This window comes from Acidocella sp. (assembly GCF_050253495.1).
In the GTDB taxonomy this organism is placed as follows: domain Bacteria; phylum Pseudomonadota; class Alphaproteobacteria; order Acetobacterales; family Acetobacteraceae; genus Acidocella.
Window position 1 is genome coordinate 205,586 of the sequence record NZ_JBFWIX010000002.1, and the last position, 13,922, is coordinate 219,507.

A 13,922-nucleotide genomic window follows, 5' to 3' on the forward strand; every position below is an offset into this window, starting at 1 on the left:
CTCAAATTGCCAGATTATGCTCGCGTGCCCACACCGCCAGCGGCTCGCGGATGCTGCCGCCCGCCGCCCCGGCGCGGCGCAGTTCGCGCAGCACCGGGCGCAGGGCGTTGAGGTCGGTTTCCACCAGCACGGATTTCACTTGCAGGATGGCGCTGCCGGACATGGACAGCGTGGTGACGCCCAGCGCCGCGAAGGCCAGCGCGTCCAGCGGCCGCCCGGCGGCCTCGCCGCAGACGGAGAGCGGCACGCCCGCCTCCTGGCAGTAGGTCACGAGCTTTTCCAGCATTTCCAGCACCGGGGCGGAGAGCGTGTCGTAGCGGTCCGCCAGCTCGGGTGTGCCGCGATCCGCCGCGAACAGGAACTGCATCAGATCGTTGGTGCCGACGGAAATAAAATCCGCTTCCGCCAGCAGCCCGGGAAGCTGGAAAAGCAGGGATGGGACTTCCAGCATCGTGCCGGCTTCCAGCCGTTCGGGGGCCGGGCGGATGCGTCCGGCCTCGGCTTCCAGCAGATCCCGCGCGGCGCGGAACTCCTCCACCGTGGCGACCATGGGGAACATCACCCGCAAGGGCCGTCCTTGCGCGCCGAGCAACAGGGCGCGCAATTGCCGGCGCAGGATGGCGGGGCGGTCCAGCCCGATGCGCAAGGAGCGCCAGCCCATGGCGGGATTTTCCTCCGTCTGCGCGGTTTCGCCGGGCAGCAGCTTGTCGGCCCCCAGATCCAGCGTGCGGAACTGCACCGGGCGGCCATTGGCGCGGTCCATCACCTTGCCATATTCGGCGGCCTGGCCCGCCACGTCCGGTATGCCGCCCGCCGCCAGGGCGGCGATCTCGGTACGGTAGAGGCCGATGCCGTCGGCGCCGGTCTTGTCCAACTGGTCCAATTCCAGGGCCAGTCCGACATTCATCATCAATTTCAGCTCGGTGCCGTCCTGGGTGATGGCGGGCACGTCCCGGTAGCTGGCCAGGGTGGCGGCGCGCTCGCTGCGCGCGGCCAGGGCGCGGTCATAGACCTGGATCACCTCCGGCTCGGGCCGCAGGATCAGCGTGCCTTCCTCGGCATCCAGCAGGGCAAGCTCGCCTTCCACCGCCGCTTCCACGGCGCCGCGCTCCACCTGCAAGGCAGGGATGCTGAGCGCGCGCGCCAGGATGGCGGCATGGCCGGAGGCGCTGGCTTCCTCGATGGCGACGCCGGCGATGCCGCGCGTATGCCAGTCCAGCAGGTCGGCGGGGCCGAGGCGGCGCACGATCAGGATCATGCCGTCCGCGCGTTCCGGCTTGGGGGCCATGCCGCCCAGAGCCACCATCAGCCGGCCGACCATGTCCTCGATGTCGGCGAGGCGCTCGCGCAGATATGGATCGGCGACACGGCGCATGCGCTCGCGCAATTGGCGGGCGACCTTGTCCACGGCGGTTTCGGCGGTCAGACCGTCATTGATCGCGGCGCGCACCTGGGTGAGCCAGCCGGAGCTTTGCGCCACCATGCGATAGGCTTCCAGCACGTCGCGCGAGGTGTTGCCGCCTGGCGCGTTGGCGGCGATCAGCCCGTCCAGCGCCTTGTTGGCGACTTCCACGGCGCCTTCCAGCCGTGTCAGCTCGGCTTCCGTATCGTCCGTCAGCAATTTGGCGATCGGCGCGGCCGCGCCATAGGCCAGCACCAGGCCGCGGGCGATGCCGGCGGACAGCACATGCCCGGCATAGCGCCGGGGCAGGGTTTCGGGAAATCCTTCCTCGCCGACATCGGTGGCGCCGGCGCGGGCCAGGATCTCGGCCAGCAGCATCGCCACGGTGGCGAGCGATTCGACCTCGACCGGGGAATAGGTGCGGACCTCCTTGGCCATGACGGCGATCACGCCGAGCGTGCGCCCGGCGCGCTTGACGGGCACGGCGAGCATGGAGGCCATGGTCTCCTCACCGGTTTCGGCGCGGTAGACATAGCGCGGATGGTTCTGCACATCCGCCAGATTCAGGATGTCGCCCGAGGCGGCGGCGAGGCCGATGATCCCCTCGCCGACGCGCAGCTTGGTGCGGCCCACGGCGGAGACCTTCAACCCGTTGGTGGCGGCCAGTTCGAGAATCTCGCCCGGGCGGGTGACGTAGATGACGGAGGCATCGGTGCCCAGCCCTTCGGCGACCAGCTTGGCGAAATCGGGCAGGGAGGCGGTGCCGGCGGCGAGATGCTCCCGGAGTTGGGCAAAGAGATGCCGGGTGTCGCCGAATTTCGGTTTCTTGCGGCGGCGGGGCGAGGGGGGAATGTCAGTCTCTTGTGCCACGTGCCCCCAATGCGGCGATGGCTTGCGCCCGCAACGCCGCGACGATCTCCGCCACGGGGCGCACCGCCGTGACCATGCCGACAGACTGGCCCGCCATGACTGAACCGTTCTCCACATCACCCTCGATGACGGCGCGGCGCAGCGCGCCCGCCCAGAAATGTTCAATCTCCAGTTGCGCGGCGTTTTTGTCCAGATCGCCGGACTGGAATTTTTGCACGATGTCCGCCTGATGGCGCATGAAGCGCCTGGTGCCTTCATTGATCAGCCCGCGCACGGGAATGACGGGAAAGCGTTCATCGAGCTGCACGCTCGGCAGGGCGTCGCGCGCGGCGGCGCGGATGAAGGCTTTCTTGAAATTCTCGTGGGCGATGCTCTCGGTGGCGGCGGCGAACATGGTGCCGAGCTGCACGCCGGCGGCGCCCATTTCGAGATAGCCCAGCATCGCCTCGCCCCGGCCGATGCCACCGGCCACGAAGACCGGCACCTCGGCGATGTGGGGCAGGATCTCCTGTGCGAGCACGGTGAGGGAGACCGGGCCGATATGCCCGCCCGCCTCGGAGCCTTCGATCACCAGCGCGTCCACGCCGAATTTCACCAGCCGCTTGGCCAGGACCAGGGCCGGGGCGAAGGCGACGACCTTGGCTCCGCCATCCTTGGCCGCCTTGATATGGGTGGAGGAGGGGATGCCGCCGGCGAAGACCACATGCCCGACCCGCTGGCGCAGGCAGACCCGCACCAGCTCGTCGAGCTGGGGATGCATGGTGATGAGATTCACGCCGAAGGGTTCGCTGGTCAGCGCCCTGGTCGCCTCGATCTCGCTTTCCAGCAGGGCGGGTGTCATCGCCCCGCAGGCGATGACGCCGAATCCGCCGGCATTGGAGATGGCCGAGACCAGATGCCGCTCGGACACCCAGCTCATCGCTCCGCCGAGAATGGCGTGGCGCGTGCCAAGAAAAGCCGCCCCACGCTGTTGCAGGGCCTCGAAGCGCGGGGTGGCGGCGAGGGTCTGGTCCATGGCGTCGGGCATGCTCAGCCGTCGAGCCCGTAGGCGGTGTGCAGGGCGCGCACCGCCAGCTCGGTATATTCCGCGCCGACCAGCACCGAGACCTTGATCTCGGAGGTGGTGATGGCCTGGATATTGATGCCGCGCGCCGCCAAGGTCTTGAACATGGTGCCCGCCACGCCCGCATGGGAGCGCATGCCCACGCCGACGACGGAGATCTTCGCCACGTTCTGATCGGAGGTGATCTCCGCGAAGCCGATCTCCGGCTTGGCCTGGTCCAGCACTTGCAGGGCGCGGGCCATGTCGGTCTTGCCGACGGTGAAGGTCATGTCCGTGGTGCCGTCGGCGGCGACGTTCTGAACGATCATGTCGACATTGATGTTGGCATCCGACAATGGCACGAATACGGCGGCGGCGATGCCTGGATGGTCCGGCACGCGGCGGACGGTGATTTTGGCTTCGTCCCGCGAATAGGCGATGCCGGCGACAATTTCCTTTTCCACAACCTCTTCCTCATCAACGACCATGGTGCCCGGGGTATCGGCGAAGCTGGAGAGCACCTGCACGCGCACGCGCTCCTTCATCGCCAGCTCCACGGAGCGGGTTTGCAGCACTTTCGCTCCCACGGAGGCGAGCTCCAGCATTTCCTCGTAGGTGATCTTACTCAGTTTCCGCGCATTGGGAACGATCCGTGGGTCGGTGGTGTAGATCCCGTCCACGTCCGTATAAATATCGCATCGATCGGCCTTCAGCGCCGCCGCCAACGCCACGGCCGAGGTGTCCGACCCGCCGCGCCCCAGCGTGGTGACGCGGTTGTCCGGCCCCACGCCCTGGAAGCCCGCCACGACCGGAACCTGGCCTTGTTTCATGCGTTCGATCAGCTCTTCGCCGTCGATGCTCTCGATGCGGGCCTTGCCGTGCTCGCCATTGGTTTCAACCGCGATCTGCCAGCCCTGCCAGGAGCGGGCATCCTGCCCCAGCTCCTGCAACGCGATGGCGGTGAGGCCGGAGGTGACCTGCTCGCCGGTGGCGACGACGGAATCATATTCGCGCGCGTCGAACAGCGGCGAGAGGGATTGGCAATAACCGACCAGCCTGTTGGTGACGCCGGCCATGGCGGAGACGACGACGGCAACCTCGTTGCCTGTGTCAGCCTCGGTCTTGACCCGTTTCGCCACATTCCTGATCCGGTCGAGGTCGGCGACGGAGGTGCCGCCAAATTTCATCACGATGCGTGCCATGGACAAACCTTGCGTACAGTAAACCTTGTGAAAAACGGGCAGGGGCGTCACATAGCGGCGGAGCAAGGTTTGAGCAATGAGCCAAGGGTCGGTCATCGGAGAAGAAATCGCGCGGTTCGACGCGCTGGCGGCGCGCTGGTGGGACCGGCATGGACCGATGCGCCCGCTGCATATGATGAATGCGCCGCGCGCGGCGTGGGTGGCGGCGCGGGCGCGGCGCGATTGCGGCGCGGGGGCGGCGGTGCTCGATGTCGGCTGTGGGGCCGGGCTGCTGGCCGAGGCGCTGGCCAAGGACGGATTCGCGGTGACCGGGCTGGATGCGGGCGCGGAGGTGATCGCCGTGGCGCGGGCCCATGCCGAGGGGCAGGGGCTGGATTTGACCTACCGCCAGGGCACGGCGGAGGCGCTGGCGGCGGAGGGGGCGGTGTTTCCGGTGGTGACGGCGCTGGAGATCATCGAGCATGTGGCCGACCCGGCGGCGTTCCTGGCCAGCTTGCGGGCCTTGCTGGCGCCGGGGGGGCGGCTGTTTCTGTCCACCCTCAACCGCACCCCGCGATCCTATGCGGTGGCGAAGCTGGGGGCGGAATATATGTTGCGGCTGCTGCCGGTGGGCACGCATGATTGGAAGATGTTCATCAAGCCCGAGGAGCTGGGGCGGCTATGCCGGGAGGCGGGGCTGCGGCTGACCGAGACGGCGGGGTTGAGTTTCTCGCCATTGGCGCGAGGCTTCACGGTGAGCCGGGATCTGTCCGTGAATTACATCGCCATGGCGGTGGCGGCGTGATGGGCGGATCAGGAATGGGTTGATAAGAGGCGGCCTGATAAGAGACGGGGCGGCCTTGCGCGGAAGGGCGCTGGGATCGAATCGGAAGGAGACGGTTATGCCGGATGATTTCGCGGCGAGATTGACGGCCTGGCGGCATTATCTGCACACCCACCCGGAACTTTCCCGGCGGGAGCAAGAGACGGCCGCCTTTGTCTGCGCCCGGCTGGATGAGATGGGAATTCCCTATGAATCCGGCATTGGCGGACATGGGGTGGTGGCGAGCCTGAAGCGCGGCGGCTCCAATCGTTCCGTGGGGTTGCGGGCCGACATGGACGCGCTGCCCATTTCCGAGGCCACGGGCAAGCCCTATGCCTCCCAGACGCCGGGGGTGATGCATGCCTGCGGGCATGACGGGCATACGACCTCCCTGCTGGGGGCGGCGATGCTGCTGCGCGAGGATAAAGGGTGGAGCGGCCAGGTGCATCTGGTGTTTCAGCCCGCCGAGGAGGGGCTGAAGGGCGCGCATGCCATGGTGGAGGACGGGCTGTTTGAGCGTTTTCCGATGGAGCGCATTTTTGGGTACCATAACTGGCCGGGGTTGGAGGCGGGGACGGTGATGGTCCATCCTGGCCCGGTGATGGCCGGGGCGGTGAATTTCGAGATCACGCTGAAGGGCAAGGCCGGTCATGCGGGGATGCCGCATTTGTGCGTGGACCCGGTGCAGGGCATCGCGCAACTGATCGTGGCGGTGAACGCCATCGTGGCGCGCAATCTGGCGCCCTTGCAGGCGGGGGTGATTTCCACCTGCACCCTGAAGGCCGGGGAGGCGCGCAATCAGGTGCCCGAGACAGCCGCCATGGGTGGCACCATCCGGGCTTTCAGCCTGGAGAGCATGAGCCTGCTGAAACGCCGCCTGAGCGAGACGGCGAACGGCGTGGCCATGGCCTTTGGGCTGGAGGCGCAAATCTGGCTGGGTGAGGATCTGGCCCCCACCGTCAACAGGCCCGAGGAGGCGGAACTGGCCGCCCAGGCGGCGGCGGCGGGGGGGGCTGCATGTGCGCCGGGATATGGAGCCGACCATGGGGGCTGAGGATTTCGGCCGTTTTCTGGCGGATATTCCCGGCGCCTATGCCTGGATCGGCAATGGTCCCGGTGCCGGGCTGCATAATCCGGCTTACGATTATAACGACGCGATCCTGCCGGCCGCGGCGCGGTTTCTGGCGGAAAGCGCCAAGGCGGCGCTGCGGTGAGGGCGCGTGGAGCGTGAGGGGCCGGGCATTGTCGTCGAACGGGCCCAGCATGGCGAGGGCGATTTCGTCGTTGCCCTGCTGACACCCGGGGGGCTCTGGAAAGGGCTGGCCAAGGGGGGAGCCTCGCGGCGGCAGGCTGGGCTGTGGGAGGTCGGCAATATCGTCTCGGCGCGCTGGACGGCGCGCTTGCCCGAGCAGCTTGGCGCCTATAGCGCGGAGCTGGTGCGCCCGGCCGCGGCCCTGGCGATGGAGACGCCCGACAGTCTCGCCATTCTGCGGGCCGCCTGCCAGCTTGCCGCCCAGGCGCTGCCGGAACGCGAGGCCGCGCCGGAGAGCTTCGAGGGGTTGCTGCGGCTGCTGGCCGGGATCGACATCAAGGGTTTCGCCCTGCCCGAACTGTGCCGCTGGGAGCTGGTGTTGCTGCGCGAACTGGGGTTTGGGCTGGATTTTTCCTCATCCGCCGGGAGCAATGACCGGCTGGCCTATGTGTCGCCGCGCACCGGGCGGGCGGTGACGTTCTCCGAGGCTGGGAACTGGGTGAACCGGTTATTGCCGTTGCCTGAATTTTTGCTGGGGGAGGGGGAGGCGGATCTCAAGGATTGCGCGGCGGCCCTGCGCCTGAGCGGGCATTTTCTCACCCGCGATGTGTTCGGGGCGCGCCACCGCCCTCTTCCGCCGGCGCGGCAGGCTCTTTATGAGCAGGTTTCCCTGAGGCTTGGTGGAAAGGATGGCGGCGATGCCGGATGATTTCGGACGGGTGGAGGATCTGGCGCTGGGGCCGGCTCTTTCCGAGCGCTATCTGGCCTATGCGCTGTCCACCATCATGTCCCGCTCGCTGCCGGATGTCCGCGATGGGCTGAAGCCGGTACACCGGCGGCTGATCTATGCCATGCATCAACTGAAGCTGGATCCGCGCTCGGGCTTCAAGAAATGCGCCCGCGTGGTGGGCGACGTGATCGGTAAGTTCCACCCGCATGGCGATTCGGCGGTGTATGAGGCGCTGGTGCGCCTGGCGCAGGATTTCGCGGCGCGTTACCCGCTGATCGAGGGGCAGGGGAATTTCGGCAATATCGACGGCGATAACGCCGCCGCGATGCGCTACACCGAATCGCGCCTGACGGAGATCGCGGAATATCTGCTGCGCGGCATCGACGAGGACGCGGTGGATTTCCGCCCGACTTATGACGGGGAGGAGCATGAGCCGGTGGTGTTGCCCGGCGCCTTCCCGAATTTGCTGGCCAATGGCGCATCCGGTATCGCGGTGGGCATGGCGACCTCCATCCCGCCGCACAATGCCGGGGAGGTGTGCGCGGCGGCGCTGCATCTCATTGAAAAGCCGCAAGCCAGCACGGCGGATTTGCTGAAGTATCTGAAAGGCCCGGATTTTCCGACCGGTGGGGAACTGGTGGAGGATGAGGCGGTCATTCTCAATGCCTATGAGACGGGGCGCGGCAGCCTGCGCACCCGGGCGAAATGGCATAAGGAGGAGGGCAAGCACGGCACCTGGATGATCGTGGTGACGGAAATTCCGTATCAGGTGCAGAAATCCAGGCTGGTGGAGCAGATCGCGCTGCTGCTGACGGACAAGAAATTGCCGCTGCTGGGCGATGTGCGCGATGAGAGCGCCGAGCATATCCGGCTGGTGCTGGAGCCCAAGAACCGCGCCGTGGACGCGGACATGCTGATGGCCTCCTTGTTCCGCGCCACGCAGCTTGAATCGCGTTTCTCGTTGAACATGAATGTGCTGGATGGCGGGCGCACGCCGAAGGTGATGGGGCTGAAGGCGATTTTGCGCGCCTGGCTGGACCACAGGCACGAGGTGCTGGTGCGCCGGACCAATCACCGGCTGGCGGCGATCGCCAGGCGGCTGGAGATTCTCGACGGTTATATCAAGGTCTTTCTGAATCTTGACGAGGTGATCCGGATTATCCGCTTCGAGGATAAGCCGAAGGAGCAATTGATCGCCACCTTCGTGCTGACCGAGGTGCAGGCCGAGGCGATTTTGAACATGCGGCTGCGCGCCTTGCGCAAGCTGGAGGAAATGGAGATCCGCAACGAGCATAAGAAGCTCACGGCGGAGCAGAAGGGCTTGCAGGCGCTGCTAAGGGACGAGGGCAAGCGCTGGGCGAGGATCGGCGCGGAAATCGTCGAGGTGAGGGAGAAATTCGGCTCCGGCGCCCTGGGCGCGCGGCGGACGAAGATTTCCGAGGCCGCGCCGGTGGTTGAGATTGTGGCCGAGGCGCTGGTGGAGCGTGAACCGATCACGGTGATTCTCTCCGAGAAAGGCTGGATCCGCGCGCAGAAGGGGCATCTCGCGGACGGTGCCGATCTGAAATTCAAGGAAGGCGACAAGCTGTTCGCGCTGCTGCCTTGCCAGTCGACGGATAAGATCGCGCTGCTGGGCACCAATGGGCGCGTTTATACCATCAAGGCGGCGGATGTGCCGCGCGGGCGCGGCGATGGCCAGGCGATCAGGTTGATGGTGGAGCTGGCCAATGAGGATGGCGTGCTGATGCTCTTCGTGCCGGATGCGGGGGGGAAATATCTGGTGGCTTCCTCCTCCGGGCGGGGGTTTGTGTTGCCGGGAGCAGAGCTGGCCTCCGAACGGCGCGCGGGCAAGACCGTTCTCACCCTCAAACCCGGCGAGGAATGGGTGGTGTGCGTTCCGGCCATTGGCGACCATGTCGCGGTGGTGGGGCGCAACCGGAAGCTGCTGGTCTTTCCGCTGGAGCAATTGCCGGAAATGCCGCGCGGGGCGGGTGTGCAATTGCAGAAATACAAGGATGGCGGATTGTCGGACGCCAAGGTGTTCATCCTGGCGGAAGGGCTGAGCTGGAGCATCGGCGAGCGCGTGCGCACCGAGCAGAAGCTGACCGAGTGGCTGGGCGCGCGGGCCGCGGCGGGGCGCATGCCGCCGAATGGTTTTCCCAAATCCAACAAATTTGGCTGATCCCGGCGCATGAAGCCGGTTTTACCGAATTGGGCGCTGAATTTGCGGGCGCTGTCGCTTTCGGAGGGGCTGCGGGCCTTCTGCGCGGTGGCGCTGCCGCTTCTGATCGGCGAGTTGTTCGACCTGCCCCGGCTGGGGTTGGCGGCGTTCGGGGCGCTGCTGACATGCTATGCCGACCCGGGCGGCCCGGCGGCGCGGCGCGCGCCCGCGGTGATCGCCTTTGCCTTGGCGGGCGGGGTTTTATATGGGCTGTTCACCTGGCTGGGGGCGCAAGGGGCGCTGATTTCGGCGCCGATCGCCGGGGTGCTGATCTTCTGCGCCAGTTTCGCGCGGATTTACGGGCAGAGCGGCTTGCAGGTGGGCAATCTCATCAGCGTGGCGGTGGTGCTGGCGCTGGGCGCGCCGGAGCCCTCGGCGATGCTGGCGGTGGTGCATGGCGTCAATTTCCTGGCCGGGGCGGCCTGGGCGGTGCTGCTGACGGTGGTGATCTGGCAGACCCATCCTTATGCGGTGTCCCGGCGGGCGCTGGCCGACGCGGCGAGGCGGCTGGCGAAGCTGAACGACGAGCTGGTGATGTTTGCCCGCGACGCGGAGGGCGGAGAGGCGTTCTCGGCCCATGCGCTGGAATATCGCGGGCAGGTCCGCGAGGCGATCGAGACCGCGCGCGGCGTTGCTTATGAAACATTCCGCAGGCGGGGGCTGATCTCGCCGCGCGGGGCGCAGATTTCCCTGCGGCTTGAGAGTTTGGACCGGATTTTTGGCGCGCAGATCGCCCTTTCGGAGCAATTGGAGCAAGACCCCTCGGTGCGGGAGGAATGCGTGAAGCCGCTGCGGCTGATCTCCGGCTGGCTGGCGGCGATGGCGCCTGAGATCGAGGCGGACAGGCCGCTGGATACGCCGCGCAAGCGCGCCAGCCTGAAGCGGTTGCGCCAGACCTTGCGGGTGCTGCCGGACGCGCCCGAGCGCCATGTTCTGGCCGCCATCGCCGAGCAGTTCGCGGTGCTAATCGCCGTGGCGCCCACGGCCAAGGTGCCCGCGCCATCGCCGGGACCGGCCGATTTCCGCCGCCGCCTGCTCTCGCCCGTCAGGCAGAATTTCACCAGATCCTCCGCCGCGTTCAGGCATGCGCTGCGCGTGGCCATCATCGCCACGCCGGTTCTGGCGGTGACCTCGCGCTTTGGCGGGCTTTATGCCCATTGGGCCACGATCACGCTGGTTTTCTGCCTACAGCCTTATTTCGCCGCCACCTGGGCGCGCACGGCCGAACGTTCCGCCGGCACGGTGCTGGGCGGTGTTCTGGCCGCCGTCATCGGGTTGTTCGTGCATACGGATTTGCAGCTCGCCATCGCGATGCTGCCGCTCAGCCTGTGCGCCTTCGCGCTGCGGACCGTGAATTTCAGCCTGTATATCGCGGTATTGACGCCGATGATCGTGCTGCTGATCGAGCAGATCCGGCCCAGCGGCGAGAGCGAGCTTTATGTGGCCCTCTCGCGCGTGCTGTGGTCGCTGCTGGGCGGGGCGCTGGCGGTGCTGGGCAGCGCCCTGCTTTGGCCGAGTTTCGAGGCGCCGAAGCTGGAGGCCACCATCGCCGCGGCCAAGCGCGCCCATGCCGCCTATGCGGAGGCGGTGATCATGGCCTTGCTGGGACAAGGCGAATGGAGGACGGCCGAGGCGGCGCGGCGCATGGCGGGGTTGGCGAGCAATAATCTGGAGGCCGCCTTGTCGCGCGCCTTGGCGGAGCCGCATGCCGGGTATGAGCCGGCCCTGGTGAAAACGGCGGCGGTGGATGCCGCGCTGCGGCGCATGGCGGGCCGGCTTTCCCTGCTGGCGGTCGAGCGCCCGCCGATCGCGCCGCAGGAGGTGGCCGTGTGGCAGGGCTGGCCAGGATGGATCCGCGCGGCGCTGGAGACGGGCGAGGCCAAGCCGCGCCCGCCCGTGCCCGTGGGCCCCGGCGCGGAGGATCTGGCGCGGTTGGCGCTGCAAGTGAGGCTAATGACCGGCTGACAGGCCAGGAATGTGCTTTTTGACTTTTGTTGCAGCGCAAAAAAATCCATATTGCTTGAATGAAGCAAGGATATTTTGGGATGAGTGGCAATTCTTTGTTCGATTGGCCGGATCTGACCCTCGCCAATTTGACCGCCCAGGGCACCATGCTGGCATTCGAGGCGCAGCAGGTGGTGGCGTTGCGGCTGACCAAGCTGGCGATGGGCGGGCCGGATGTTCCGCGCGAGGCGGCCTTGATGGTTGCGGAAAAAATGCAGGCCTTGCAGGAGAGCGGCGCCTTGATGCTGCATGCCGCGCTCGACGGCAAGAAGCATATGAACGCGCCGGAGATCGTGCAGCTTTACCGCAAGAAGGTGCGGGCCAACCGGCGCAGGCTGTCGCAAGTGACGGCAAGTTAACCGTTTTTTACATAATCCGCCCCGGCTTCGCCATGTTCGGCGACTAGTTCTTGTTCTGTAACAGGAATCGGAGACGCCGATGACGACACGCCGTTCGCTTTCCAGATTGTTCATGGGGGCGGTTCTATCCGTGCCGACGTTAGGGGCGCTGGCCATGCCGGCAGTGGCGCAGCCCGCGCCACCCCCGCCGGCAGGCCCACCTGGCCCGCCCGCGCCGCCACCCCCGCCCGGCAGGCCGCCTTATCCGCCGCATTACCGGCCCGTGCCGCCGCCGCGCCATGAGCCCCCACCGCCCCCGCCGCCTGGCCGGGGCTATATCTGGCGGCCTGGCCATTGGGCGTGGAATGGGTACCGCTACCATTGGATGCGGGGCCATTATGTCCGCAGGGCGCCGGGCTGGCACCGTTGGGTGGATGGCCATTGGGCGGTGAGCGGGGGCGCTTGGCGCTGGGTGCCGGGCCACTGGGTCTGAATGGGGCGGCGGAACGGTTGCGATATTGCCGCGACCGAGCGGCCCGCCCCTGAAATTCCCCCGAGGGTTTCAGGGGCGGGAATTTCAGGGGGTGAAGTTTCAGGGACCGGACATTAACCGGGGCCGGCAAAGGCGCTGAGGCGGATGCTTCAGGCGGCCTGGGCAATGGCGTGAATACGCTCGACCATGGCCGCGACGCCATTGCCGCGATTGGTCGACAAGGCGCCGATCAGGCCGAGATCGTGCAGGAATTTCGGCGGGGTTGCCAGGATTTGCGCGCGGTCCCGGCCGGAATAGACCCGGAGCACCAGCGCCACCAGGCCGGAGACGATGGCGGCGTCCGATGCGCCGGTGAACCATAATTTACCGTCTTGCGCCTGGGCGGCGAGCCAGACCTGAGATTGGCAGCCTTGCACGCGATGGGCCTCATCCTGCCATTCGGCGGGGTAGGGCGGCAGTTTCCGGCCCAGCTCGATGATGAATTCGTAACGCTCCATCCAGTCGTCGAACATGGATAATTCGCCGCCGATGGCTTCGATGGCGTCCTCGGCGTTGGCTTCTTCGGGCTTGTAGAAATCGATCATATCCAACCTTTTTTACGGAACCAGATCAGGGGGGCAACGGCGGTGACGATCATCACCGCCCAGGCATAGGCGTAGCCGTAGGTCCAGGAGAGTTCGGGGATGAATTTGAAATTCATGCCGTAAATGCCCGCGATGAGCGTGGGCGGAATGCCCATGATGGAGACGATGGTCAGGACCTTGATCAGGCTGTTCTGGGCAATATTGATGAAGCCCAGGGTGGAATCCAGCAGAAACTGGACCTTGTCGGTCAGGTGGGTGGAGAACTCGTTGAGGGAGGAGACGTCCCTGTTGATGGATTTCAGCCTGTCGCGCACCGGTTTGGATAGCCACTCCACCGCCGAGAGGGCGTAGGGGGCGATGCGCGCGACGCCAAGCTGGGAGTCGCGCAGGTAGGAGATGGCGTCGTAGTTACGGCCCAGAGTGACCAATATGCCTTGCAGTTCGCGCTCGGCGTTGCGCGAGGGGGTGCGGCTGCCGAGGCGGTGGTGGAAGATCCGGTGGCTGAGCTGGTCCAGCTCCTCGCGGAGCTTTTCCAGCGCGTCGGCCAGCCTGTCCACCACGCCTTCCAGCAGGCCGGCGAAGATATGCGCGCTGTCAGGCACACCCTCGGCGGGGGTGGTGGTGGTGAATTGATGAAAGAGCAGGCTGGGCGCGAAACGCAGCGTGACCAGGCAGGAGGGCGAGAGGACGAAGCCGCATACCCCGGCCTCCAGCGAGCCGGCCATGCGCGTGACAATGGGAAGGGAGAGGGTCAGAACCTCACCGTCGACGGAAAGGCGGGAGGAATTCTCGATCTCCGACAAATCGGCGTAATGCGGCAGGGACAGGCCGGTCACCTTGGTGACGAAGGCATATTCCTCGGGGCTGGGCTTTTCCAGATCGAACCAGGTGGCCTGGCCGGTCTCTTCCGGCTCAAGGCGGTGCAGACGGCCCTTCCGGCAGGCATAGGCTCTCAGCATGTCTGCTCCTCGTCCATGGGGGC

Annotated in this window: 13 protein-coding genes; 8 read left to right on the top strand and 5 right to left on the bottom strand. The window is 66.5% G+C overall.

Annotation, left to right across the window (positions count from 1 at the left end):
- Nucleotide 1: 1 nt before the first annotated feature.
- From ptsP to AB7D48_RS03180, 3 genes are read right to left on the bottom strand one after another with little or no spacing between them, the layout of a single operon-like run.
- On the bottom strand, nucleotides 2-2,272 hold the full coding sequence (gene ptsP / locus AB7D48_RS03170; protein WP_427975865.1) for a phosphoenolpyruvate--protein phosphotransferase: 2,271 nt from the start codon (nucleotides 2,270-2,272) through the stop codon (nucleotides 2-4).
- Complete coding sequence (locus AB7D48_RS03175; RefSeq protein ID WP_427975866.1) at nucleotides 2,256-3,299, bottom strand: NAD(P)H-dependent flavin oxidoreductase; 1,044 nt, start codon at nucleotides 3,297-3,299, stop codon at nucleotides 2,256-2,258. Before AB7D48_RS03175 ends, ptsP begins: the two co-directional genes overlap by 17 nt.
- A 2-nt stretch (nucleotides 3,300-3,301) precedes the next feature.
- Nucleotides 3,302-4,516: an aspartate kinase gene (locus AB7D48_RS03180; RefSeq protein WP_427975904.1), complete on the bottom strand. Its 1,215-nt coding sequence runs from the start codon at nucleotides 4,514-4,516 to the stop codon at nucleotides 3,302-3,304.
- A 76-nt stretch (nucleotides 4,517-4,592) separates the two neighbouring features.
- Between AB7D48_RS03180 and ubiG the strand changes: the two genes are divergently transcribed.
- The 8 genes from ubiG to AB7D48_RS03220 all read left to right on the top strand — a co-directional run bounded on the left by ubiG (nucleotide 4,593) and on the right by AB7D48_RS03220 (nucleotide 12,356).
- Complete coding sequence (ubiG, locus tag AB7D48_RS03185; protein ID WP_427975867.1) at nucleotides 4,593-5,300, top strand: bifunctional 2-polyprenyl-6-hydroxyphenol methylase/3-demethylubiquinol 3-O-methyltransferase UbiG; 708 nt, start codon at nucleotides 4,593-4,595, stop codon at nucleotides 5,298-5,300.
- Nucleotides 5,301-5,397: 97 nt separating this feature from the next.
- Complete coding sequence (locus tag AB7D48_RS03190; protein WP_427975868.1) at nucleotides 5,398-6,372, top strand: amidohydrolase; 975 nt, start codon at nucleotides 5,398-5,400, stop codon at nucleotides 6,370-6,372.
- Nucleotides 6,362-6,532, top strand: coding sequence for a hypothetical protein (locus tag AB7D48_RS03195; RefSeq protein ID WP_427975869.1), 171 nt, complete (start codon nucleotides 6,362-6,364; stop codon nucleotides 6,530-6,532). Before AB7D48_RS03190 ends, AB7D48_RS03195 begins: the two co-directional genes overlap by 11 nt.
- Nucleotides 6,533-6,538: 6 nt before the next feature.
- Nucleotides 6,539-7,279 carry a DNA repair protein RecO gene (gene recO / locus AB7D48_RS03200; protein ID WP_427975870.1) on the top strand — a complete coding sequence of 247 codons (741 nt, stop codon included), beginning with the start codon at nucleotides 6,539-6,541 and terminating at the stop codon, nucleotides 7,277-7,279.
- Nucleotides 7,269-9,482: a DNA topoisomerase IV subunit A gene (parC, locus tag AB7D48_RS03205; RefSeq protein ID WP_427975871.1), complete on the top strand. Its 2,214-nt coding sequence runs from the start codon at nucleotides 7,269-7,271 to the stop codon at nucleotides 9,480-9,482. Before recO ends, parC begins: the two co-directional genes overlap by 11 nt.
- Nucleotides 9,483-9,491: 9 nt before the next feature.
- Nucleotides 9,492-11,486, top strand: a complete 1,995-nt coding sequence (locus AB7D48_RS03210; protein WP_427975872.1) for an FUSC family protein — start codon at nucleotides 9,492-9,494, stop codon at nucleotides 11,484-11,486.
- 80 nt (nucleotides 11,487-11,566) lie between these two features.
- Entirely contained in the window at nucleotides 11,567-11,884 is a 318-nt protein-coding gene (locus AB7D48_RS03215; RefSeq protein WP_427975873.1) for a hypothetical protein, read from the top strand.
- Between the two features lie 79 nt (nucleotides 11,885-11,963).
- Entirely contained in the window at nucleotides 11,964-12,356 is a 393-nt protein-coding gene (locus tag AB7D48_RS03220) for a hypothetical protein (RefSeq protein ID WP_427975874.1), read from the top strand.
- 149 nt (nucleotides 12,357-12,505) lie between these two features.
- Here AB7D48_RS03220 and AB7D48_RS03225 read toward each other — a convergent pair whose 3' ends face one another.
- Together AB7D48_RS03225 and AB7D48_RS03230 are read right to left on the bottom strand one after the other, a co-directional pair.
- Nucleotides 12,506-12,940, bottom strand: a complete 435-nt coding sequence (locus tag AB7D48_RS03225) for a SufE family protein (RefSeq protein ID WP_427975875.1) — start codon at nucleotides 12,938-12,940, stop codon at nucleotides 12,506-12,508.
- Nucleotides 12,937-13,899, bottom strand: coding sequence for a magnesium transporter CorA family protein (locus tag AB7D48_RS03230; RefSeq protein ID WP_427975876.1), 963 nt, complete (start codon nucleotides 13,897-13,899; stop codon nucleotides 12,937-12,939). The genes AB7D48_RS03225 and AB7D48_RS03230 overlap by 4 nt, the downstream gene beginning before the upstream one ends.
- Nucleotides 13,900-13,922 lie beyond the last annotated feature (23 nt).

What these genes read in the sequence shown, in the direction of transcription:
- AB7D48_RS03215 (WP_427975873.1), top strand. Translation starts at nt 11,567, where the DNA reads ATGAGTGGCAATTCTTTGTTCGATTGGCCGGATCTGACCCTCGCCAAT.
- AB7D48_RS03220 (WP_427975874.1), top strand. Translation starts at nt 11,964, where the DNA reads ATGACGACACGCCGTTCGCTTTCCAGATTGTTCATGGGGGCGGTTCTA.
- AB7D48_RS03230 (WP_427975876.1), bottom strand. Translation starts at nt 13,899, where the DNA reads ATGCTGAGAGCCTATGCCTGCCGGAAGGGCCGTCTGCACCGCCTTGAG.
- ubiG (WP_427975867.1), top strand. Translation starts at nt 4,593, where the DNA reads ATGAGCCAAGGGTCGGTCATCGGAGAAGAAATCGCGCGGTTCGACGCG.
- parC (WP_427975871.1), top strand. Translation starts at nt 7,269, where the DNA reads ATGCCGGATGATTTCGGACGGGTGGAGGATCTGGCGCTGGGGCCGGCT.
- AB7D48_RS03180 (WP_427975904.1), bottom strand. Translation starts at nt 4,516, where the DNA reads ATGGCACGCATCGTGATGAAATTTGGCGGCACCTCCGTCGCCGACCTC.
- AB7D48_RS03195 (WP_427975869.1), top strand. Translation starts at nt 6,362, where the DNA reads ATGGGGGCTGAGGATTTCGGCCGTTTTCTGGCGGATATTCCCGGCGCC.
- AB7D48_RS03175 (WP_427975866.1), bottom strand. Translation starts at nt 3,299, where the DNA reads ATGCCCGACGCCATGGACCAGACCCTCGCCGCCACCCCGCGCTTCGAG.
- AB7D48_RS03225 (WP_427975875.1), bottom strand. Translation starts at nt 12,940, where the DNA reads ATGATCGATTTCTACAAGCCCGAAGAAGCCAACGCCGAGGACGCCATC.
- AB7D48_RS03210 (WP_427975872.1), top strand. Translation starts at nt 9,492, where the DNA reads ATGAAGCCGGTTTTACCGAATTGGGCGCTGAATTTGCGGGCGCTGTCG.
- AB7D48_RS03190 (WP_427975868.1), top strand. Translation starts at nt 5,398, where the DNA reads ATGCCGGATGATTTCGCGGCGAGATTGACGGCCTGGCGGCATTATCTG.